Consider the following 21,009-nt stretch of genomic DNA (forward strand, 5'->3'; position numbering starts at 1 on the left):
CCGGTGATGCGGATGGTCTTGTCGGTGAAGCGGTTCACGCCGGTGCTCCGCTTCTCACTGCTGCCCGCCGACATATCCCTGCCGGAAGCCCCCGGACTGCATTCCGTTCCTCTGGTCGACCCCACACCGCTGCACGCCTGGTCACTGCTGTGGCGCACCCGCGGAGCGGACGGGCCGGAGCACGGGGGCGCGTAGTGCTCGCCACAACGCCGGAGCGCACGGATCCCGCACGCGTGACGCTGCGCCCGGGCCGCCGCGCTGTTCCGTCGACACGGGGGAAGGACCTGGTCCGCGACCTGCAGATGACCGGCCAGGAACCCCTTCGGGAGCTCGTTCGGCGGTTCGTCCTCCGCCTCACGGCCGAGGACCCCAGCAACACCGACTGCCGACCCGCCCGACCGGGAGCCCGGCGAGCTACCGAATGCCGCGAGGGGAACCACCGACGATCAGCCACTCCCTCTGGGCGCAGCCGTGGAGGGATATGACGATGGCGCCCACGGTGCGCTCGGGAGCGAACATCGGTGCTTCCAACGTTGGTTGCCGTACACGGGACCCGCGCCCGCGCCCCCGGCGCCCACGCTGGTGAGGCGGCTCCGGTAGTCGTCCGGCAACCGCACACCCATCTGCGCTTCGAGCTCAACAAGCCCGTCAGCGCGTACACGGCCCGGACACGCGTTTGAGCGACCTCACCCCCGTATGGACGGGGGCAGCGTTTATGCAACCCCGGCGTAGACGGACGAAATCCAGCCCCACGTCCCCTGATGAACACCGGACTTGACCTGCCCGTAGTACCAGAGGTCCTTGCCGTCGCCGCTCAGCCAGGTGCACTGCATGTTGATCTTGGTGCCCTTGGCCAGCAGGCCCTTGGAGTAGTCCCTGGTGCTGTGGCCGTTACGCAGGTTGACGTTGGAGCTGGTCGTCTTCCACGGACCGGTGCTCCATCGGTTGCCTCCTCCCCCGCTCGGGAGGAGGGTCCGGCGGTGACCGTCTCCGGCGCGCCCAGGGCGCCCCTGCCGGGCCAGTGGCCCGCCCTGAGGTAGACCGGGTCACACGGCCGCCTTCACCTTGCCGTGCGCGGAGACGCGGATGCATGAGTGCGCGTACTCAGATCCTCCCCGCCGAGAAGACTTCCGCGGACGGCAGGTCCGTCCGCGAGGCCTGGTCGCGGGGTGCGGGGTGCGGGGTGCGGGACGGCCAACGATGGGCGAGGGGTCAGCGGGCGCTGCCGATGTTGCGGTCGGCGTCGGAGCCGTTCAGCATCAGGGTGGTTTCCTCGATGCGGTGGAAGCGGCCGTCGGGGGCGAGGTCGGCGAAGACGTAGACCTCCATGGTGACGGTGGTGCCGTCGTTCTTGGTGATGTGGCAGGTGTGCCAGTCGGCGTACTTGTTGCCGTCGTACAGCTCGTCGTGGACCTCGACCGTGCCCCCGGCGACGATGCTGCGCAGGTGGCTGATGTGGTCGAGGAACTCGGCGCGGTCGGCCCACTCGCCGTCCGTGCGCTGGCGGTATTCGGGGGTGAAGTGGCGCTCGGCGGCCTCTTCCAGGGTGATGTCGTGGTTGAAGAGCAGGTCGTCGAGGGCGGCGGCGATACCGGTGCGGTTCATCGGGGCTTCCTTGCGGTGTGAGGCGGTCCGGGCGACCGGTTCGGGTGAGAAGGGGCGATACGGGTGCCGGGCGGTACCGGGGCGACTGTCAGGCGACGGCTGCGAGGGTGGTGTCGAGCCAGTCGTAGATGCGGGCGAGGGCCAGGCGCATGGCGCCGGTGTGGCAGTGAGCACCGGCGCCCTCCTCGGTGGTGAACAGCAGCAGGGTCTTGGAGCAGGTCAGGTGCTCGTAGAGCTGCTCGGGCTGGCCCTTGAAGAACTCGTCCTCGGCGGCGTCGCACACGAGGGTGGGGCACTGGATCTGCTCGGCGATGCCGCCTGCGAGGGTGTAGTCGAGGTAGGCGGCGCTGAAGGCCCGGGGGGTTTCGACGCCCATCACGTACATGCCGTGGTTGATCGCCCAATGCGCGGTGGCGTCCTGGGCGATGATCTGTTCGAAGCGTGCGTCGAGTTCGGGAGCGGAATCCGCGCGCAGGAGCCGTTCGGCCTGGTCGCGGTCGCCGGGGATGTTGCGGGTGGATATCTGGCCGAGGTCGTAGATGCCGTCGACGGCGATCAGGGCGGCGAGGCGGTGCTCGAAGGCTGCTGCCCTGGGGGCGAGTACGCCGCCCATGCTGCTCCCGAGGAGCGCGATGCGGCTGTTGTCGACCTCGGGCAGCGTTTCGGCGAAGTCGACGACCGGGGTGATGACGTTCTCCCAGTCCGGGCGGAAGACCAGGCCCTGGTGGTGGCGGGGGCCGGGCTGACCCGGGCCGTCGAAGGTCAGGACGGTGTACCCGCGTTCCACGGCGGCCAGGGCGCCGCTGAAGTGGAGTTCCTCGGCGGTGCCGTCGAAACCGCTGTGCATGATCAGGGTGGGGCGGGGCGTGCCGGTGTCGTCGGCCCGGTAGAGGTAGCCGGGCAGGGTGGTGCCCTCGTAGGGGATGCGGACCGGCTCGATGCGGGGGGTGTAGAGCGCGGCCGCGGCCTGGAAGCACTCCACGCTGCGGTCGTAGGTGTGGTCGTGGCGGGGGTCGCACGGGTGGCCGTGTTGGAAGAACTCCGCCGACCGGTAGTAGTTCGAGGCGCGCAGGAACCCGTCCCGGGCACTGACGGTGTGGCCCCCGTCCAGGGCCCGCTGGGCCTCGGCGGCCACCCGGTCGGCGGTCGCCGTCCACTCCTCGTGCCAGCTGTCGTAGTCGCCCTCCTTGATGCGCGCGCTGGTGGAGACGACCTCACCGAAGTCGGCGCCCCCATAGGCGATGTGGCTCATCGAGCGCAGGGTCTCGTACCAGAACTGGGGGTTGTCGGGGAACAGCAACGGCTTCATCACTCTCTCCTTAAGCACAGATCTGTGCGTACGGCAGGACTGTAGACCCCCCGGGCGCCAATAAGCAAATAGTTGTGCTTACGATGGGTGGGTGACTTCGAAACAACCGGCCCCGCGCCTGCGCAAGAGCCCCGAGCAGGTCCGCGCGGCCGTCCACCAGGCCGTCATCGACCTGCTGTCCGACCCCGAGGGCGCGGACCTCACCATCCCCGCGGTCGCGCAGCGCGCCGGGGTGAACCACACCAGCGTCTACCGGCGCTGGGGAAGCCGAGAGGCACTCCTGGCCGACGTGGTCGTCACCCGCCTCGAACGGGACTGGCCGCTGGCCGACACCGGAACCCTGCGCGGCGACCTGACGGCATGGGCCGAAAGCGGCGTCGCGAGCATCCGCACCCCTGAAGGGCGACTGCTCATCCGCGCCGTCGCCCTGTCCATGCCGGGCAGCGCCACCGCTCAGGGGGAGCGCGCGCAGCAGTTCGAGCGCCGCATCGGCGCCATCGAGCGCATCCGGGACCGCGCCACCGCCCGCGGCGAGGTCCCCCCGCCCCTCGACCAGATCCTCGACCAGCTCGTCGCGCCGCTCTACCTGCGGGCGATCTTCGGCATCGACCCGCCGGCCTCCGGATACCCAGAACTCCTCGTGGACCGGCTCCTCGGCAGCACGGCCACGCCGCGGCAGACCTGACCGCGGACCGCGCCCGCACCCCCGGCCCCGGGGATCGCGCCGCGGCGAACCGCTCCCTGTCCAGGGTGCCCCGGGCCGGCGGCGGCGGACGGACCCGGACCGGGCGGACGGCCACCGGGGACGTACGACGAACCGCACCGCCCCCGGTGACGCGCGGGAACGCCGGACGTCAGCGGCCCACCGCGAGCAGGTGCCGGTACAGCACCTCGTGCCCTTCCGTCGTGGGGTGCAGGCCGTCGGAGAACAGTTCGGCACGGTCGCGCAGCGGCTCCCACAGGTCCAGGAAGTCGACGTGGTTCGCCGCACACCAGGTCCGCACGGCGGTGCGCAGCGCCAGTGCCCGCTCCCGGGTGAAGCGCAGGCCCGCGTAGTCGCCGGTGCGCGACTCGTCGAGCCACAGGGGTCCCGCGACGACGAGCCGGGCGTTGTGGTGGTGGGCCGCCGCGGCCAGTGCGGCGAGGGCGTCCTCGACACGGGCGAGACCGTCGGCCCCGTTCCCCGGTGCGAGGAGCGGCAGGGCGCTGTCGTTGATGCCGGCGGCGACGAGGAGGGTGTCGGGGCGGCGCGGTGCCATGAGTGCGGGCGTCTGCTCGCTGACCTCGGTGAGGGTGCTGCCGGGTACGGCGAGGTTGAAGACCCGGTGGTCGACCTCGTTGGTCGCGATGTGCGCGGTCGCGAGGTGGGCCGCCCAACCGCCGTGCGGGTCGCAGCGTCCGTAGGCGATGCTGTCGCCCACGATCATGATCCGCGCGGCCGGCCTCAGCGGCCTTGCGTCCAGGTAGGCCCATGCGGTGTCCCCGGTGGAGAGGACCACCCTCCGACGGACGTAGTCGTCCACCTCGTATGCGTCGGCGGCGGCGAGTTCCCGGTCGGTGAGGTGCAGGACGGCGCCCTCGACCGCCGCACCGAGCCGGCGTTCCAGGGTCAGGTGGACGTCCAGGCCGCTGGTGGCGATGACGGCGGGGTCCGTGATCGGCAGGGGTCGGGTCGCGTGGTCGGCCAGCGCGGCCGGGGTGGAAGGCACGCGCCGGCCGAAGAGAGCCGTCTGGACGTGCTCGTCCCGCAACGTGCCGAAGGAGAACAGGGAGTGGGGGCGGGACTCGGTCACCGTGAGCGCCGTGGCCTTTCTTCGAGAGTGATCAATTCACTCTAACGGCCCCTGCTGGCCGCTCCCCTGACGCTTCGCCACTCGGGAGCCACGCTCTCCCCTATTTCATTCAACATACATTTACCTGGCGTCAACACGTGATTGGTGGGATCGACCGTCCGCTCAGGACACCGACGTGAAGGAGTACTTTCTTGACCACTCACCTCAGGCGTAGTGCCGGCCCGCGGATGTTATCGGCGTTGGTCGCGGTCATGTGCGCAATCATCGGTGTCACCGCGGTCGGTACGGCCCCGGCGGCAGCAGCCGATCAGCGACGCCCGATATACGCCATCGCGCACCGCGTCGACACCCTCGACGGCGTGGACGCGGCGCTCAAACACGGTGCCAACAGCATCGAGATAGACGTCTGTGCCTGGTGGAACCCGAACGAATGGCGGGCCTACCACGACTGTTCCTCGGCCGGTGACAACCGGCTGGGCCCCAGCTTCGACAGCATGATCGACCGCGTTCTCTCGCACGCCGGCGCGGGACGCCGGCTGGCGCTGGTCTGGCTGGACATCAAGGACCCCAACTACTGCGGAGAGCAGGAGAACCGCGGGTGCAGCGTCGCCGGACTGCGCGACAAGGCGCAGCGGCTGACGGCTGCCGGGATCCAGGTGCTCTACGGGTTCTACGAGTACCACGGCGGCAGCACACCGGACGTCGGCGGCCGGGGCTGGAAGAGCCTGGAAGGCAGGCTCGGCAGCCTCGAAGGCATAACGACGACCGGCACCCGCGACCAGGTCCGCGGCGCTTTCGACCGGTCCGGTTCCGGGTTCCCCACCGGCCGCCGGGCGATGGACTACGGCGACAGCGACATCACCAAGGGGTTCGGCAACTGCACGGAGGCCACGTACTACACGTGTGCGGAACTGAAGAAGGGTGCCGGGGACCGTGACGCCGGACGGCTCGCGGCCACACTCTCCTGGACGACCACCTACAACGATCCGTGGTACGTCGACAAACTGCTGGGCGACGGGCGTGTGGACGGCATCATCGCGGGCTACGGGGCCTTCACCGGAGTGCGCGAGTACGACGACGGCTGGCAGTGCGCCAACTCCGTCAACCTCGTACGTGACTGGGTGAACCGCCACGGCGGCACCCACCGCATGGCCACCCCGGGCGACCGTCTGTTCCGGTAGGGCACGGGCTCCAGCGGTCGGCGGGTGTACGGCACCGTCACGAGCAGTGCCGTACACCCGCACCCGCTCTCCCTCACGATGTGGCCACGCCGAGAGTGGCGCGGTCGTTGTGATGGCGCTCCGGTCAGGTCGTTCTACTTCAGCAGGCGGCTCAGGCCGAAGGCACTGGCCGGGGCCGGCGACAGCCCGGAGACGAGGCCGCCGACCTGGCGCTTCGCGTCCCGGACCGTCGGAGCGAGGAAGTCGAGCGACAACAGGTTGTCGACGGCCAGGGGGCCGGCCAGGTCCTCCGCGCCGGGGCGTGCGGCGGTGGGAGTGGCCTGGACGGCAGGAGCGGAGACGGAGACGAGGAGGACGGCCAGCGCGGTACCGGCCGCGGCGCGGGCGAGGGTGTTGTGAGCCACGTCGACCCCAACGCCGTCAGCGCCGCCCGGCAACGGGTCGTGAGCCGCTGTTCGCCCGAGTGGCCCCTTCACAGCGGGCCGGGGCCGTCCGACCGGAGCGGCTCTGTGGGGTGCTTTCTGTCAGGGAGCGGTGGCCCCGAAATTCTGGGTGTTCGTGTTGCTGGCCTTGGGGCTGTTGAAGTTGGTGTTGGTGTTGATGTTGTTGTAGATCGGGATCAGCCCGCTGAGGTTGACGGGGAGGACGGACGTGCCGTCAGTGCCGTCGGGAGGCTCGGGCAGTGCGTAGGTGAGGATGACCCGCCCGTTGCCGGTGTTCGCGCCGGTGGTGAAGGTACTGCCCGCGGGTCCGGCGCTGGACCCGCCGCCGCCCCCGCCCGCGCCCGAGAACTCCGTGTTGGTGATGCCGCCGCCGCCTCCGCCGCCACCCCCGAAGACTCCGCCTCCGCCGCCACCGCCGGCGGTGATCCCGCTGCCCGGGTTTCCGGCCTCGCCGGGGCCGCCGAGGCCGCCGGTGCCGAAGGTCCCGGGGTCGCCGTCCCCACCGGTGTCATCGGCGCCGGTCCCTCCGGTCCCGCCGTCGCCCGGCGCGGTGGGGGTCGCGCCCTCGCCGCCACCGCCGCCCGTGGTGTCGGTGCCCGGGGTGCCGTCGCCGCCGTCCGAACCCGACCGGCCGCCGGCGCCGCCTCCGCCGCCGGCCAGCTCGGAGGTCCCGCCCCCGCCGCCGCCACCACCGGCCGTCACCAGCCGGGAGAGGAGGTCGAAGGCTCCGGAGCGAACGTCCGAGGCGCCCCCGCCACCACCGCCGTGGGCGGCGTCCGACGCCCCGCCGGACGCCCCGCCGTTGAAGCCACCGGTGCCCGGACCGCCTTCCGTCCCGGCGCTGCCCATACCGCCGACGTTGACCTGCAACGTCTGTCCGGGCGTGACGGTCAGGCTGCTCATGACCACGGCACCGGCGCCCCCGGCCCCTCCGGGATCGGGATCAGCGGTTCCTGCGCCTCCGGAAGCGCCGCGGGCCTCCACGGACAGCTGGGTCACGCCGCTGGGCACGGTGAACGTGTCGGCCGCACCGGTGTAGTCGAACGTGCACACCACCTGGTTGCCGGACTGCACACAAGAGCCCTGTGCGCGGGCCGGCCCGGCCAGCAGCGGCAGGAGAGCCAGGGACATGCCCGTCGCGAGCATGGCAGCCGTCAACGAGCGAACCTGCGGCCGGACGGGACGTGGAATGACGGATCCTGTGGGAACGGACATGCGTACCTCCTTCTTCTACCGCACTCCGGCCGCCGGCTTCGGAAGCCCGCCACCGGCGGTCGACTCCCCGACACGGCAGTGCAGTACGGGAAAACACGAACGGGGCGGCGTTGTTCAGGGCGCGGTGGCCCCGAAGGTCTGGCTGTGGGTGTTGCTGGCACCGGGGCTGTCGAAGTTGGTGTTGGTGTTGATGTTGTTGTAGATCGGGATCAGGCCGCTGAGGTCGACGGGGAGGATCGACGTGCTGCCGCCGCCGTCCCCGTCAGCGGCATCACAGTCGCCGCCGGTGACGGGGGTCGGGTCACTGGCCCTGGCGCTGAGGCCGCCTCCGGCCTGCTCGACGACGGTGGCGGTGTTGGTGACGGTGCAGGCAGCGTCTGCAGCCACGTCGACGACGATCTCCACCGTGTAGAGGGAGTCGGGGGGCAGGGAATCGGTGTTGCAGGTGACCACGGTGAGCGTGGCGTCCACGCCACAGGCGCCAAAGTCCCCGGTGGCGTCGAAAGTGGCGACTGTGAAGCCCTGGGGCAGGGCGTCGGTCATCACCGTCGGGCCGATGGCGTCCGTCTCGTCGGTATTGCTGACCGTGATCAGGTAGGTCCCCTGCCCGCCTCGGGCGAAGGCCCCCGTGTGGGCCTTCGTGATGTTCAGATCGCCCTGGGCGAATGCGGGCGTGGCTCCGAGGGAGAGGGGCAAGGCGATGCCCAGTGCCAGGACGGTGCCGAGGGAGGCGAAGCGCCGCCTCACTGTGCGGATGGCCATGATGGGTCTTCTCCTGTGGTGGGTGTGGGTCCGCTGGGAGGCACAGGCCCGGCCGGCCGAGGGGCGGGAAGCGTGCTCGCGTGGGACGCCTGCACACTCAGGAACGCGCCGGATCCGGGGTGATCACGGCCGTGGAGCCCATATCACCCGATCGCCACGGTCTCCCCACCGGGTTCGTCGCCCAGCCATTGGGCCGGGCGCAGGAGCCGGAGCCCCGACCGGGAGATGCTCCTCGGACTCGCCGGCGGTGACGGTGTCGGTGACGGGCCCGGACAGGCCCGTCGACCGCAGGAGCGGATCGGCCACGTCGGCGCGGTTACGGCACCGGACCGTCGTGGCTGGTCACTCGCCGGTTGCGGAGGGGTGGGGGGGCCTGCGGGGGGCCGGTGGCCGGTCGGTGGCGGAGCACGGTCACCTGGCCGTCGAACACCCGGGACTCGACGAGGGTGAGCTCGAACCGCTGCTGCGGGCTGCGGAAGACGGGCTTGCCGCCGCCGAGGACGACCGGCTGGACGAAGATCTGGTATTCGTCGATCAGTTCGTGCTCGGTGAGGTAATCGCCGGAGTTCCCCCGCGCAGTCGGGCAACCGTTCACAGTTCCGCGCGGCGCGCGGTGATCCGTTCCGGCAGCTCGGGATCCAGCACGCGCCGGATCGTAGGAGGCCCTCCTGCGCAGGCGGGAACAGGACGGTCAGCTCCCGCTACACCTTCAACGGCACCGTTGATCATTGGCCCACTCGGCCGTCGACCCTCTCGCGCAGGAGGTCGGCGTGGCCGCAGTGCCGCGCGTACTCGGCTATCTGCGCCACCAGGATCTCGCGCAGCGGCGCCTCCCCGGTTCGCGTGCCGAGGTCGGCGAAGCCGGCGATGAAACGGTCGGTCACCTCGCTCTCGGCCCGCCACTGCCGCCAGGCGTCCTCCACGACCGCCGGGTCGGGAAGCGCGCCGTTCCAGTCCCCGTCACGGTCTTCAGCGGTGCGGTAGATCCTGGGCAAGTCCTCACCGGCCAGCCGGCGGAAGTGCCGTTCGTCCTCGGCCATGTGCCGCACCAGCCCGAGCAGGGACATCGTGGACGGCGGTACGGAGCGCCGGGCCATCTGTTCGGCGTCCAGGCCCGCACACTTCATCTCGATGGTCAGGCGGAAGTGGCGCAGACTCTCCAGCAGCGTGGCGCGTTCGCCGACCGTCTCGAGTCCGGTCTCGCGCGGGTCGTCATCCGGGTCGACCCACATGTCGGGGTAGCGGGTGGAAGGGGTCCACCGAGTCACCGCTGCTTCGTTGTCGCGCTCGCTTGAGTCCATGATCACATCATGGTGCTCATCGGCTTTCGTCCGCCACTGCATACCGCATCCGGGCCCGCCGGCGGTTGACCGCCCCGTTTGGCCTCCACGGAGTCCAAGTCCATCAGGTCGGACAGATGGTGTCGTTTCATCCTGGTAGTCCCGAGCTGGCTGCGTGCGAACCCTCAACCACCCTCCGTGGCGGGGTCCGAAGAAGGATCCGCCGGGATCAAGGCGAAGGTGTGGCCGGCGGGATCGCTGAGGAGGCGGGCGGAGCAGAAACCGCCCTCCGTGTGGATGCCCGAGTCGATGCTGGTGCTGGTGCTGGTGCTGCCGGTGGCGAGCGGGCGGGCGCCCAGCGACACCGCCTCCCGCTCTGCCTCGTCGAGGTCGGCCGCGGCCACTTCGATCCGCAGGTGCGCCTGCTGCGAGTCCTCCGGCCGGGGCCAACTCGGCGGCGCGAAACCGGCGTCACGGCGGCATGCGATCTTGACGCCGGCCGCGCCCACCACGTCCACGTCGTCCGAGGCGGGGCCGGGCCGGACCTCTGCCCCCAACAGGTCGGCGTAGAACTGCGCCAGGGACTTGGGGTCGGCGCAGTCAAGGGCTATTACGGGAGTCTTCTGCACGGTCATGCCGCGCGTCTACCCACTGTGTCCACTCGCACACGGACGGGTTTCATGGTTGGTTGCGCGACATAGCGACCGGCGAGCCTGGCGCCCGGCACCTCACGCGCGGGTCCGCTCGCGGGAGCCCGGCAGCCGCGTCCTTCATCTCGATGGGTCATCCGAACGCCGGTGTCACCAGGGTTGGTTGCGGACGCGGCCGCGGGCGGCGGCTTCAGGGAAGGGCCGTCGGTTTGCGAGGTGGCGGGACTGCGCGGAGCAGCTCCCACAGGGGGCGTGAGCCGGACGCCCAGGTACCGAGGGCGTGGCGGTCGACCACGTGGAGGCGTTGTTGCTCGGCGAAGGCCACGGCTGGTGCGGTCACCCGGCCATTGGTCACGATGACCGCGATATCGGCGCCGTGGACCGGGCGGGCCGTGCCATTGAGGACCTGGAGGTCCGGCGTACCCACGGCCGAGCCGGCCAGGCCGTTCCGGCGGTGTTTGCACTGGATCACCCAGCGCCGCCCGTAAGGGTCGGTGGCCTTCACGTCGGCGCCCAAGTCGCCGCGGCCGCCGGCGCGTACTGCGTCCTGGCAGCCGTCGCGGCGCATGAGGTCCCGCACCGCGTCCTCGAACCGGGAGTGGTGCAGGGCATCCAGCTGGGACAGGTCGTAGCGCAGTCTCTGCGCGCGGGCCGCTTCCCACCGCGCCTGCTGCTGCTTCTGGCGGAGCCAGACCCCGCCGGCCAGTACCGCGAGCGCGCCGATGGCGATCAGGACCCACCAGTGGGCCAGCAACCAGTTGACGGCGGCCACGACCATGGCGATGGCCAGGGCCGCGGCCACGAGGAGACCGACCAGCCGGTCCTCTGCGCGCCGCCGCCTGCCGGGCCTGCGGGTGCGCCGCCGCACCGGCGGGCGTCGGGTCGTCGACGCTCGTCCCTTGCGCTGGCGGGGGCTCATCGGCTGGCCTGCGTGACGCCACTCGCAAGCTGTCCCAGGACGTCCATGATTCCCTGGCCGACCGGCGTAGGTGCGAGCAGGACACCCAGCGCCAGGACGATGACGACGGTCATCCTCTCGTCGAAGCGGCTGCGGGCCTGCGTACGCCGCCGAAGCCGGAAGAAGACGATGACGACGAGCAGCACGGCCACGTTGATGGTCAGCAACCGTCCAGACCTCCCCCAAGACCGGCCATCACAGTGGGCGGCAGGACGCCTCCCAGCCTCCTTGTGTAGCCGGGTCTCGGTGACGCGGGAGGCGGGTTGCCGACGAATGGCACAAAGCCACCGGACCTGGCCGAATCCCGCGCCGGGTACGCCACCACCTTTCCGGGTTCCCGAGTGCGCGGGCTCCTGCTGGCCCTACCCGGTCCGGCGGCGAGCGCCGTGCTGCGCTTCACCCGGCTGCAGGCCGGCAGGCAGGTGCGGGTCGCCGAGAACCCGCAGATCACGACCCGCTCGGACGACGCGGTCGAAGACCTGGCCTCAAAGGCGGTGGACGTGTGACTGGACGGCATCCAGGCCCTGGAGCGCACCATGCCGTGGCCCGTGCGCGAACGCGGTGATAGCCGTCGTTCCCGGAGCCGTCGGCGACTATCGTGGCGAACGTCGAGTGCAGGAGGAGACGTGACGACCGCCCCTGGGCGCCCCCATGGTGTGCCCCCAATGCCCGAGCGCAGCATCCCCGCCCTGCGTGCCGCGATCGCCGCGCACACGCCCCAGCTCCTGGCCGATTTCGAGGCGAACTGGCGGGCGAAGATCGCGGACACTTACGACATCGGTGCGGCTCCGGCCTTCCTGGCCCGCTGGTGGGCGGAGTACGCCCTTGCGCGCGATCCCGAGCTGGACCACCACGTGCGCGATCTCGAGGAACGGGCTGCCCAGTCGGCCGCCCCGGACAAGGCCAAGACCTTCCTGGAAGAGGCAGCGCAGATCCACCACCGGGTGAGCCGGCTCGGGCCCGGCGAGTGACCGCCGATTTCACCGGCCCGCCATGGGCCGCCGACTGGACCAAGAGCGCCGCCGAATACCGTGACAGCCTTCCACGCAAGGTAAGAGACCAGGTCATCGACGCTGTCACCGAACTGAAGTGCTCGTATCACCCGTACCGCGACGATCACCTCGACACGGCGAAGGTCAGCATCGAACCAGTCCGCTCCACCCAGCCCCGCGGAGCGCACCTCCTCTACTTCGACCACGGGCGCGGGTGGCTCCGGTACGTCTTCATCGCCCGCACCGCCGAACCACAGATCATCATCGAGACCCTCTTCTGGCAGTAGGCCGAGCCGGAAGAGCGTGGGCGAGTACGCGAAGCGGGCCCGGGTCGTCCGGGTCCGGGGCGCGCGGTCGGCCCGCTCGCGGTCCTGGCCGCCGGGCAGCCGGGCTCCGAGCGGATCACCGCGGTGAGCCGCCACGAGAACCGGCTGCGGCTGGCCCGTGCCCGCCCCGTACTACGAGTGCGCCGACGCCGAGAACCGTCGCCCCGGACCCCTACCCGCTGGGCCCTTACCTCAACGGGCCCCCTCCGATGCCCCCGCGCCCCGTGTCCTCCGTGCTGAACTGGACGGCGGGCCGGGACGTCCCCAACCTGGTCCAGGCAAAGCCGGGCCCGTACGGTCTCGTCGACTTCTGGAACCAGAGCAGTCGAGAGGTCCACTTCGTCATCGACTGGATCGGCGAGTACGACTCCTACTGATCTACCGGCCTGGGGGGGGGCGACGGGGTCGCGGGGGCGGTGGGGGGGGGGGGGGGGGGGGGGGGGGGGGGGGGGGGGGGGGGGGGGGGGGGAGATTTTTCCCTTCCCTCGTCCGCTACCCACCCCCCCCCCCCCCCCCCCCCCCCCCCCCCCCCCCCCCCCCCCCCCCCCCCCCAGGCCCGCTGGAGGTCGCGCGGTGGTGCGGGCCCGGGCCGATGAGGCTCGGCGCGCCCGCCCTCACCGAGCTGGGAAACCCCTCTGAATGGGGTGCGGTGACGTTCAAGATGGACGCTTCGACGGGCTCTTTCGGCCTGCAGTCGCAGCATGCCTCAGCCCGTCCAGCGGGCTACTCGAATTACTTCCACCAGACGAAGGGGCACTCGTCCACGGTGAAGCTCGCGGGCAATACGCGTCACGCTGGGGCCGCAGCCCGCATCACCTCTCACGCGAACCTCACTGCGGGTCTCGCGTACACCTGCTCCACCTACTACAGCGTCGATTAGGCCCTGATCGCCGTCCGAGCAGTAACTCCGCGGAAGGTGCGGTAGGTTGGTGAGCCGCTCTGGGGCTGCTCAGTTGTCCGCGCAGCCCCGGAGCGGCGCCACCTCCGCCTCGGACCCACCCACTGAACGGGGGAAGGGCAATCATGCACCTTGCGCGCGGTCGCGTTGCGCCGGTCACTGTGTCTCTCGGAGCGGGTTCACTACTCGGCCTGATGGGCCCCATTGCCGGAAAATGCGACAATCCCGTCTGCGTCGCCGTGAGTATTGTTTTTTCCAGCGGGTGGCCATGGGCCTGCTATGCGTTACTGGTGGGCTATTTTCGTCGATCCAAAATCGAGTCGGCATTGCTGGCATCTTTGGGGCTGGCCATCGGCGTGGTCACGTACTACGTCTTCAAGGACTTGAATCCCACCATTCCGGCCGGAATGGAATACGCCACCTCCGTTCCGGATGGAATGGAGTCCAACACCTTCAGCAAGACGCAAATCCTCGTGTGGGGAACGGCGGCTTTCGTCTTCGGTGCGCCTGTGGGACTCATGGGGAACGTAGCGCGGACGCCCGGAATGGGCGGCCTTCCGTTTCGTCTGCTTGTTCCCTTGACCGCGTTCTTCGAGGCGACTCGACGACTGAGCGCAGAGGCGGACTCGCAGGGTCCGGTTTTCGCCGTGACCTGGAACGTCACTCGCGTCGCAGCATGCGTCGTCGCCGTGGCTCTCCTGGGACACACCGTGTGGAGCTGGCGCGTTCGGCGTAGCCGAGCGGACGGGCGAACGGAAGCCGCCGCGCCTGCACGGCGTCGCTGACGCCTCGTCCCGACACGACCCACGGCCGCGAGCATTCGGTGCTGATCCGCCTCCCAGGCGGACGCGAACCCCTCCGCCGAACTGGACAAGCCCCCAACGAGATCCTGGTCGACGCGTCCCACATCGACGGCCTGACGCCGCAACAGCAGAAGGACCTCATGCGATGCGGGCCGCAGGTGGCGCGCCCGGCACGGAAACCGCGCCGGGCGGGTCCCACCGTGCCGCCGTGTCACCTCGGTCACCCGCTCCTGCCAGAACGTGAGCCCGGACAGCCGGGGACACATCGCGAACAGCAACGGGGCGAGCAGCGCATCCGCATCGCCCGCTCCTGGTCGTGCCGGAGTGGCCACATCCCGGGAAAGGGCGCGGGGCGCGGGGCACGCGCTGGAAGGCGTGCTCCGGGCCGTCGGCGTCAGGGGCTGGTCGTCGTGGGGAGGGCTTGCCGCACGGCGCAGTACCAGTTGGCGGGGCCGGTGGGGCAGTTGGTGGCGTTGACGTCGCGGGAGGGCGCGTATTCCCATCCTGCGGCGCCGGCGAACCCGGGGTACCTGGCGGCGAGGCTGCGCAGGGTGTTCTGGAGGATCGGCATGTCGACGAAACCGGTGCAGTTCAGGTCGGAGTTGGTGATGGCGGCCGCCACGACCTTGGACGCGGGGAACTGGTTCTGGATGATGGCGTCGTAGTCGCTGGTGTCGGCGAGGCTGCCGTTGTCGCAGTAGAACTGGGCGTTGTACCAGTTGATCTTGGATCCGACGTTGGCCTCGAGGGTGCGGTAGTCGACGTCGGGAAGCCGGCTGCCGGCGGCTGCCGTGAGATCGCCAGGAACCGGGGCCAGGGTGATCAGGAAGTTCGGCCCGAAGTCGGCGCGCAGCTGGTTGACGAGTCGTTCTGCCGTGGCCTCGGTGAAGGTCTCTTCGATGTCGAGGTCGATGCCGTCCAGCTTGTAGGTCCTGAGGGCGTCGCGGATCGGCGGGTAGTACATGTCGAAGTCGGCGTCGAGGCGCGTGTACGTGCCGGGTGCGGCGCCGCCGAGGAGGGCGGTGGCCTTGACGCCCTTGGCCTGGAGGGCGGCGATGTCGCGCCACATCGGGGCGTACTTGGCCGCGGAGGGGGCGTCGTCGTTGAGGGTGAGGATCGGGAACTGCGCGGGGTCGTTGAGGTGGAAGGCGGCCACCTCCACCACGTCTGCGTACCCGGCCAGGGGCGCCGGGGAGACGTACGGGGTGCCGTCGCCCGTGGTGGTACCGGTCTGGTAGAACGCCACCACGTGACGGGGCGCGGCGGTGACCGGGGTGGTGGGCGGCGTCGTGCCCCGGGTGACGGTGTGCCCGGTACCGATGGTGTTGTCGTTGCCGTCGATCAGGTCCCGTCCGGCGATCTTGTTGTTGTCGCCCTTGTTGAGGACCACGACCGTGCTGGAGCTGTCCGGATCGTCCGCGGCGAGGGCACGTGCAGAACCGGGACCAAGGAGCACGAGCGCCGCCAGTCCGGCAGCGGCTCGTCGTCCGATGTGCTTCATCGAGAACAGGACCTTTCGTGGGGGTGCCCTGGGCATCGGCGATTCTCCCGAGCCATGCGCAGCGCAACCCGCACCCACGCACGCGCTTCGTCAAACGTCCGCACACGACTCCCTGCATGGCCCAGTGAGCACGTCCGTGACGTGCCCCGTCCGCAGCGGGGCGCCGGCGCCGCGAACGATCGCTGCGCTGGGGCTCCGGGTCCGAGTGCGCGGCCTCCGCGGCGAGCGCGGCCGTCGTCCCGGCTGGTCAGGCGGTAGGGGCGAACAACCCGCCCACCAGTTGTTCGCGGTGCAGAGCGGCACCGACGGTGTCGTCCACGAAGCACAGCATGACGCCCTTGCGGCCCGGGTGGTACGCGGCCAGGATGATCGCGCCGCGGCGGGTGTCCGGATCGTAGGCGTGGCCGGACTCGCGGAGCCGGGTGAGGGCGGCGCTGAAGGAGGGCACCTCCCAGTGCTTCGGCCACACCCGCTCCAGCACGATGCGGTCGGTGCCGAAACCCGGTCCGACCACCCGCTTGCCGACGATCTCGTAGATGTGGGTGGAGCCGGTGGCGCGGCCGTTGTACTCGGTGAAGAGCACCTCGCCCTGAGGGGTGACCACGGCGTCCGCGCTGAGGATCCCCCGGTAGCCCACCGCCCGTAGCCCCGCCGAGATCCGGTGCCCGCCGTCCACCAGCGAGTCCAGCTGCCCGGCGGTCAGGTCCGGGGCCGGCATCACCTGGGCGTTGGGCAGCGGGCAGTACTGCATCTCGCCGTGCCCGCCGAGCCGGATGCCCGCGTCGGAGATCCAGAACTCGGCGAAGTAGGCGCGGCTGCCGGGATGGTAGCGCTCGACGACCACTCGGTCGCGGCCGCCGGCGGTCAGCCAGTCCCAGCGCTCGGCGAGGTACGCGGAGACCGCCGGGCGGTCGGCGAGCCGGCGGATCTCCCGCGCGCCGCGCAGGTCCACGTTCCCGGTACGACTGAGGATCTCGTTGCCGTCGCTGCCCGATCCGAAGTCCTGCTTGAGGATGACCGGGCTGCCGCCGTCCAGCAGGCGGACGATGTGCTCCTCCGCGCGCCGCGGATCGGCGCAGACCGCGCCGTCGGGCAGGGGGGCGCCCACGCCTGCGGCCAGGGCCCGGAAGACGGCCTTGCTGCTGCCGAGCAGTCCGCCGCTCTGGGTGAGGAACGCGTGTCCTTCCAGGGCTCCCGCGCAGCCCAGGGCGTCGGCGGCGGCCGCGACGGCTGCGTCGGGCCAGAGGGCGAAGACCTCGTCGAAGGGCCGGCCGGCGGTCTTCTCGCGCAGCTCGGCGATGAGCGCGGGGTCGGTGAGCCGGTCCGCGGTGAGCGCGCCGGTGCCGGTACGGCCGGGAGGCGGGACGACCACCTGGAGGGAGTCGCGCCGGGTGCCCGTCAGGGAGGTGACGTAGGAGAGGAACTCCTCCTCGGGCGGTACGGGCAGGACGAGGACGTCGCCGTCGCGGGCGAACCACAGCAGGCGCTGCACCGCCCAGCCGGTCCCGACCGGCTCCTCCAGCTCCTCGCTCCAGTCGTTTCCGATGAGCAGTCGCATCATGCGGTGATACTCCTGTGGTCGTAGTGCAATTTCCGGCGGTCGGCGAAGGACTCCTCGCCCGGCTGGACCGGCCAATTGTGAGAAGCGGCCGAATGGGGCGTCAATAGCGCACCCGCCTCGCACGCACCGCAGGAGTCGGGCACGGAACCCGGCTGGGGTGTTCCGGTGGCCGGATCGCCACCTTGTTCACGGCTGGGGCGGTTCCTAGGATCGATGACCGTTCACCGACGGAATCTCATGTCCGCATATGAGGAAGGAGGTGAACCATGGAGCGTGAAATCGTCTGGACCGAGATCGAGGAATCCGACGTCGCCGAGATCGTCTCGGACAGCAACGTGAAGGACATCGGCGTCGTTTCGGCCAGCAACGTCAAGGACTGAGCCGGCGAACCGACCAACGCGTGACCCGGGTCCTTCCCCGCCCGCCGGGGAGGGGTCCGGCCTGCCGGAGCGGACGTACGGAGGAACCAGTGTCAGGCGACGGTGAGTTGAAACTGATCGACCAACCCCTGTTCCCGCCGGACTGCGTCCCGGCGAGGCCGTTGCGCATCGGCCTGGTGAACATGCCGTGGGCGCGCACCGACACCCCCTCCATCCAGTGCGGGCTGCTCCAGGCCGCACTCCGCTCCTTCGGCCACGACGCGCGGAGCGTCTACCCGAACCTGGAGCTGTCCGCCGAGCTGGGCGCGGATCTTTACGAGGTCATCACCGAAGCCCCTTCCGAACGGGTCCACCTGTTCGGCGAATGGCTCTTCGGGACGGCTGCCTTCGGGGTCACCGAGGACGTGGAGGATTACCGTCTGCGTTTTCCCGAGGTGGCCGAAATGTGTGCCGAGGCCGGCGCGGACTGGGAAGCCGTGGCCGATCTGCGGTGCGTGCGCCTGCCCGCCTGGATCGAGGAACTCGCCGCCCGCAGTATCTGGTCGGAACTCGACGTCGTCGGATTCACGTCGACGTTCATCCAGAACGTCGCCGCCCTGGCGCTGGCGCGCCGCCTGAAGGAAGCCCGTCCCGATCTGATCGTCGTATTCGGCGGCGCGAACTACGACGGGGACATGGGGCCGGAGTACCTGAGGAATTTCGACTTCATCGACTACGTGGTCGTGGGGGAGGGCGACGTGACGCTCCCCCGGCTGGCGGCGGCCGTGGCGCGCGGCGCCGATCCGACCGGGATACCGGGCGTCTGCGGCCGCACCCCCGACGGCCGGGTGACCACCCCCTCCCCCGGCACCCGCACCCGGGACATGGACCAGCTGCCGGTACCGGACTACGACGACTACTTCACCGCCCTGGAGGCCCTCGGCCGGGACCGGGTGATCGGCCGGAACACCCAGCGGCTGCTGGTGGAGTTCTCCCGGGGCTGCTGGTGGGGCGCGAAGCACCACTGCACCTTCTGCGGACTCAACGCGCTGGGCATGCAGTACCGGGCCAAGTCTCCCGCGCGGGCGCTGTCCGAGCTGGAGGAGCTGATGCGCCGGCACCGGGTCCTGGCGGTCGACGCCGTCGACAACATCCTCGACATGGCCTACCTCGACACCTTCTGCGCCGGCCTCCGCGGGTCCGTGTGGGACACCGCCCTGTTCTTCGAGGTGAAGGCCAACCTGACCCGGGACCAGATACGCCTGCTGGCCGAGGCCGGGGTGTGGAAGATCCAGCCGGGCCTGGAGAGCCTCAGCACCCACGTCCTCGGGCTCATGCGCAAGGGCTCCTCACGGCTCCTCAACGTCCGTCTGCTCAAGTGGGCCCACTACTACGGCGTCCGCGTCGACTGGAACCTCCTCGCCGGCTTCCCCGGCGAGACGGACGAGGACTACGCGGACCAGGCCGCCCTCGTGCCCCTGCTGACCCATCTGGAGCCCCCCGCCGGCGTGGGGCGCATCTGGCTGGAGCGGTTCAGCCCGTACTTCACCGACCCTTCCTTCGGGATGGGCGAGATCTCCCCCAAGAGCGCCTACCGGTTGGCGTTCCCGGTCCCCGGGCTGGACCACAGCCGGATCGCGTACTTCTTCGACTACCGGGCACCGGACGTCGCCTCCCCGGACTCCGTCGCCGAGCTCGCCAAGGCCGTGGAGGCGTGGGGACGCGCATGGGCCTCGGCGGACCGGCCCACCCTCACCTACCGGCGCGGGCCGGACTGGCTCACGCTGTTCGACACCCGGGGCGGCCGGCGCCGCAAGGCCACCCTCACCGGGTGGCGGGCACAGGTGTACGAGCTGTGCGGCGACGCCCCGCGCAGCGCCGCCCGCATCCACCGGGAGCTGACCGAGCGGGGCGGCGGCGAACGCGGCGGAGGGCCGGTGGAACGGGCGGAGGTCGAGGAGTTCCTCGGGTCCTGCGTCGCGCACGGCATCTGCCTGGAGGAGGACGGCAAGTACCTTTCCCTCGGGCTGCCGCTCCGGCCCGGGCTGCCCGGGCTGCCCGGGCGTCCGGGACGGCGTGCGGGCGACGAGCGGTGACCGGGGCGCCGGTGCCGTCGGCCGGTGCCCGGCCCCGGGAGCACCGACCGCCCGCTCGGCCGTCAGCCTCGGAAGTCGACGGCTGACGTCGGGGCGAGGGCCGGGTGGGTGACGAAGTGGTGGAGAGCGGCTCGGCTGACGCGGGTGTCGGTGGCGCCGCGCTCGAACCAGGCCCAGTCACCGTTGGCGTTGCATTCCAGGAAGACCGGGGTGCCGTCGGGGGTGAGGAGGAAGTCGAAGCCCGAAAAGGTGTAACCGGTTTGCTCCAGGAGGGCGGTGACCTGCTGGGCGAGGGAGGCGGGCACCTCTGTGGGGGTCACCGAGACGGTTCCGGGGTCCGCCCAGACGTCCCTCGGGTCGGCCTTGCGGATCTCGTAGGCGAACAGGTCCGTGCCGACGTTGAAGACGCGGACCTCGTGCGTGTGGCGGACATGGCGCTGGAACAGCAGGGGGACGGGCTCCGGTGCGGGGACCCGGGTGGTCACGCGGCGGGGGAAGACGCCGGTGAACCGGGCCGGTTCGGGTTGGACGAAGTGGTCGCCGGCCGCCTTGGCGATCAGGTCCGTCGGGAGGCAGCCGAGGGCGGCGGCGGCCTCCTCGGCGCTGCTGGCGAGGACCGTCCCGGGCACGCGTACGCCCAGTGCGGCGGCTTGGCGCACCTGGGCGAGGCGGCTGGCGCGGCGGGAAGCGGGCGGGTTGACGTGGGTGGTGGGCCACTCGCGTACGACTTCCAGGACGGCGGCCCACTGGTCCCGGACGTAGCGGTGGAGGAGGGGGGAGCCGTCGACGACGATGGCGTTGGGGAGGAAGTGCCTGATCCAGAGCAGGACCGGCCGGACGAGCAGGCCGTCGATGCGCATCGTGCCCGCGTCCGGGTCGAGGACGAGGGAGCGGTTCACGCAGTCGTCCGCGTCGACACGGTAGAGCGGGTAACCCTGCAGGCCCAGTTCGAGGGAGAGCCGGTCGATCTCGGCGTCGTGGGCGGAGGTGAACACGACGAGGGCCGGTTCGGGAACATGGGCGGGCAGGGTACGCAGCTGCGCGCGGAAACGGCGCTGGTAGTCGACGCCGGTCTGCCGGAACGTGTCCTCGAAGCGTTCGCCCTGGAGGAGGAAGGGGTCTGTGTTCCGGGCCGCTGGCATGGAGGCTCTCCGTGGTGGGGGTGGTATCCGTCGTGGGGGGGGGGGGGGGGGGGGGGGGGGGGGGGGGGGGGGGGGGGGGGGGGGAGGGGGGGGGGGGGGTGGGGATGGGAGGGGGCGGTAGTTGTGGGGGGGGCG

Annotated in this window: 24 protein-coding genes and 1 pseudogene; 11 read left to right on the plus strand and 14 right to left on the minus strand. The window is 70.8% G+C overall.

Annotation, left to right across the window (positions count from 1 at the left end; genetic code table 11):
- Positions 1-195: pseudogene (locus ACZ4VL_RS06060) on the plus strand (hypothetical protein); the annotation flags it as partial.
- Between the two features lie 1,017 nt (positions 196-1,212).
- On the opposite strand, the gene ACZ4VL_RS06065 reads toward ACZ4VL_RS06060, so the two are convergent.
- Together ACZ4VL_RS06065 and ACZ4VL_RS06070 are read right to left on the minus strand one after the other, a co-directional pair.
- Entirely contained in the window at positions 1,213-1,605 is a 393-nt protein-coding gene (locus tag ACZ4VL_RS06065; protein WP_468196391.1) for a nuclear transport factor 2 family protein, read from the minus strand.
- 88 nt (positions 1,606-1,693) lie between these two features.
- Positions 1,694-2,914 carry an alpha/beta hydrolase family protein gene (locus ACZ4VL_RS06070; protein WP_468196393.1) on the minus strand — a complete coding sequence of 407 codons (1,221 nt, stop codon included), beginning with the start codon at positions 2,912-2,914 and terminating at the stop codon, positions 1,694-1,696.
- Between the two features lie 91 nt (positions 2,915-3,005).
- On the opposite strand from ACZ4VL_RS06070, the gene ACZ4VL_RS06075 reads away from it, so the two are divergent.
- A complete protein-coding gene (locus ACZ4VL_RS06075) occupies positions 3,006-3,599 on the plus strand; it encodes a TetR/AcrR family transcriptional regulator (protein ID WP_468196396.1) in 594 nt (197 codons plus the stop codon).
- A 169-nt stretch (positions 3,600-3,768) separates the two neighbouring features.
- On the opposite strand, the gene ACZ4VL_RS06080 is transcribed toward ACZ4VL_RS06075, so the two are convergent.
- Complete coding sequence (locus ACZ4VL_RS06080; RefSeq protein WP_468196398.1) at positions 3,769-4,707, minus strand: GDSL-type esterase/lipase family protein; 939 nt, start codon at positions 4,705-4,707, stop codon at positions 3,769-3,771.
- A gap of 251 nt (positions 4,708-4,958) precedes the next feature.
- On the opposite strand from ACZ4VL_RS06080, the gene ACZ4VL_RS06085 reads away from it, so the two are divergent.
- Entirely contained in the window at positions 4,959-5,888 is a 930-nt protein-coding gene (locus tag ACZ4VL_RS06085; RefSeq protein WP_468196401.1) for a PI-PLC domain-containing protein, read from the plus strand.
- Between the two features lie 134 nt (positions 5,889-6,022).
- Here the strand turns inward: ACZ4VL_RS06085 and ACZ4VL_RS06090 are convergent, their stop codons facing one another.
- From ACZ4VL_RS06090 to ACZ4VL_RS06125, 8 genes are all read right to left on the minus strand, one after another.
- Positions 6,023-6,292 carry a hypothetical protein gene (locus tag ACZ4VL_RS06090; protein WP_468196404.1) on the minus strand — a complete coding sequence of 90 codons (270 nt, stop codon included), beginning with the start codon at positions 6,290-6,292 and terminating at the stop codon, positions 6,023-6,025.
- 120 nt (positions 6,293-6,412) lie between these two features.
- Entirely contained in the window at positions 6,413-7,462 is a 1,050-nt protein-coding gene (locus ACZ4VL_RS06095) for a hypothetical protein (protein WP_468196406.1), read from the minus strand.
- Positions 7,463-7,660: 198 nt separating this feature from the next.
- A complete protein-coding gene (locus tag ACZ4VL_RS06100; protein WP_468196408.1) occupies positions 7,661-8,308 on the minus strand; it encodes a hypothetical protein in 648 nt (215 codons plus the stop codon).
- A 316-nt stretch (positions 8,309-8,624) separates the two neighbouring features.
- The gene (locus tag ACZ4VL_RS06105; RefSeq protein WP_468196410.1) at positions 8,625-8,903 is read right to left on the minus strand and encodes a dihydrofolate reductase family protein; all 279 of its coding nucleotides are present in this window, start codon (positions 8,901-8,903) and stop codon (positions 8,625-8,627) included.
- Positions 8,904-9,033: 130 nt separating this feature from the next.
- Positions 9,034-9,609, minus strand: a complete 576-nt coding sequence (locus tag ACZ4VL_RS06110) for a DinB family protein (protein ID WP_468196413.1) — start codon at positions 9,607-9,609, stop codon at positions 9,034-9,036.
- Between the two features lie 164 nt (positions 9,610-9,773).
- Complete coding sequence (locus ACZ4VL_RS06115) at positions 9,774-10,223, minus strand: VOC family protein (protein ID WP_468196415.1); 450 nt, start codon at positions 10,221-10,223, stop codon at positions 9,774-9,776.
- A gap of 205 nt (positions 10,224-10,428) precedes the next feature.
- Entirely contained in the window at positions 10,429-11,157 is a 729-nt protein-coding gene (locus tag ACZ4VL_RS06120) for a restriction endonuclease (protein ID WP_468196418.1), read from the minus strand.
- Positions 11,154-11,363 carry a hypothetical protein gene (locus ACZ4VL_RS06125; RefSeq protein WP_468196421.1) on the minus strand — a complete coding sequence of 70 codons (210 nt, stop codon included), beginning with the start codon at positions 11,361-11,363 and terminating at the stop codon, positions 11,154-11,156. Before ACZ4VL_RS06125 ends, ACZ4VL_RS06120 begins: the two co-directional genes overlap by 4 nt.
- Positions 11,364-11,537: 174 nt before the next feature.
- On the opposite strand from ACZ4VL_RS06125, the gene ACZ4VL_RS06130 reads away from it, so the two are divergent.
- The 6 genes from ACZ4VL_RS06130 to ACZ4VL_RS06155 all read left to right on the plus strand — a co-directional run bounded on the left by ACZ4VL_RS06130 (position 11,538) and on the right by ACZ4VL_RS06155 (position 14,197).
- Positions 11,538-11,702 (plus strand): hypothetical protein, encoded by a 165-nt coding sequence (locus ACZ4VL_RS06130; protein WP_468196423.1) that lies wholly within the window; start codon positions 11,538-11,540, stop codon positions 11,700-11,702.
- A 159-nt stretch (positions 11,703-11,861) separates the two neighbouring features.
- Positions 11,862-12,167 (plus strand): hypothetical protein, encoded by a 306-nt coding sequence (locus ACZ4VL_RS06135; protein ID WP_468196424.1) that lies wholly within the window; start codon positions 11,862-11,864, stop codon positions 12,165-12,167.
- Positions 12,164-12,475 carry a hypothetical protein gene (locus ACZ4VL_RS06140; protein ID WP_468196426.1) on the plus strand — a complete coding sequence of 104 codons (312 nt, stop codon included), beginning with the start codon at positions 12,164-12,166 and terminating at the stop codon, positions 12,473-12,475. The genes ACZ4VL_RS06135 and ACZ4VL_RS06140 overlap by 4 nt, the downstream gene beginning before the upstream one ends.
- 263 nt (positions 12,476-12,738) lie before the next feature.
- On the plus strand, positions 12,739-12,891 hold the full coding sequence (locus ACZ4VL_RS06145; RefSeq protein ID WP_468196428.1) for a hypothetical protein: 153 nt from the start codon (positions 12,739-12,741) through the stop codon (positions 12,889-12,891).
- A 284-nt stretch (positions 12,892-13,175) separates the two neighbouring features.
- Positions 13,176-13,394, plus strand: coding sequence for a lactococcin 972 family bacteriocin (locus ACZ4VL_RS06150; RefSeq protein ID WP_468196449.1), 219 nt, complete (start codon positions 13,176-13,178; stop codon positions 13,392-13,394).
- A gap of 212 nt (positions 13,395-13,606) precedes the next feature.
- Positions 13,607-14,197 (plus strand): hypothetical protein, encoded by a 591-nt coding sequence (locus ACZ4VL_RS06155; RefSeq protein ID WP_468196431.1) that lies wholly within the window; start codon positions 13,607-13,609, stop codon positions 14,195-14,197.
- A gap of 412 nt (positions 14,198-14,609) precedes the next feature.
- Here ACZ4VL_RS06155 and ACZ4VL_RS06160 read toward each other — a convergent pair whose 3' ends face one another.
- Both ACZ4VL_RS06160 and ACZ4VL_RS06165 read right to left on the minus strand, forming a co-directional pair.
- Positions 14,610-15,716 carry a glycoside hydrolase family 18 protein gene (locus tag ACZ4VL_RS06160; RefSeq protein ID WP_468196433.1) on the minus strand — a complete coding sequence of 369 codons (1,107 nt, stop codon included), beginning with the start codon at positions 15,714-15,716 and terminating at the stop codon, positions 14,610-14,612.
- 247 nt (positions 15,717-15,963) lie between these two features.
- Positions 15,964-17,277 (minus strand): preATP grasp domain-containing protein, encoded by a 1,314-nt coding sequence (locus tag ACZ4VL_RS06165; RefSeq protein ID WP_468196436.1) that lies wholly within the window; start codon positions 17,275-17,277, stop codon positions 15,964-15,966.
- Between the two features lie 266 nt (positions 17,278-17,543).
- Between ACZ4VL_RS06165 and ACZ4VL_RS06170 the strand changes: the two genes are divergently transcribed.
- Both ACZ4VL_RS06170 and ACZ4VL_RS06175 read left to right on the plus strand, forming a co-directional pair.
- Complete coding sequence (locus tag ACZ4VL_RS06170; protein ID WP_361096263.1) at positions 17,544-17,657, plus strand: pheganomycin family RiPP precursor; 114 nt, start codon at positions 17,544-17,546, stop codon at positions 17,655-17,657.
- A gap of 89 nt (positions 17,658-17,746) precedes the next feature.
- Positions 17,747-19,732, plus strand: a complete 1,986-nt coding sequence (locus ACZ4VL_RS06175) for a RiPP maturation radical SAM C-methyltransferase (RefSeq protein ID WP_468196438.1) — start codon at positions 17,747-17,749, stop codon at positions 19,730-19,732.
- 62 nt (positions 19,733-19,794) lie between these two features.
- On the opposite strand, the gene ACZ4VL_RS06180 is transcribed toward ACZ4VL_RS06175, so the two are convergent.
- On the minus strand, positions 19,795-20,874 hold the full coding sequence (locus ACZ4VL_RS06180; RefSeq protein ID WP_468196441.1) for an MvdC/MvdD family ATP grasp protein: 1,080 nt from the start codon (positions 20,872-20,874) through the stop codon (positions 19,795-19,797).
- Positions 20,875-21,009 lie beyond the last annotated feature (135 nt).

Source organism: Streptomyces sp. NPDC029014 (assembly GCF_055564695.1).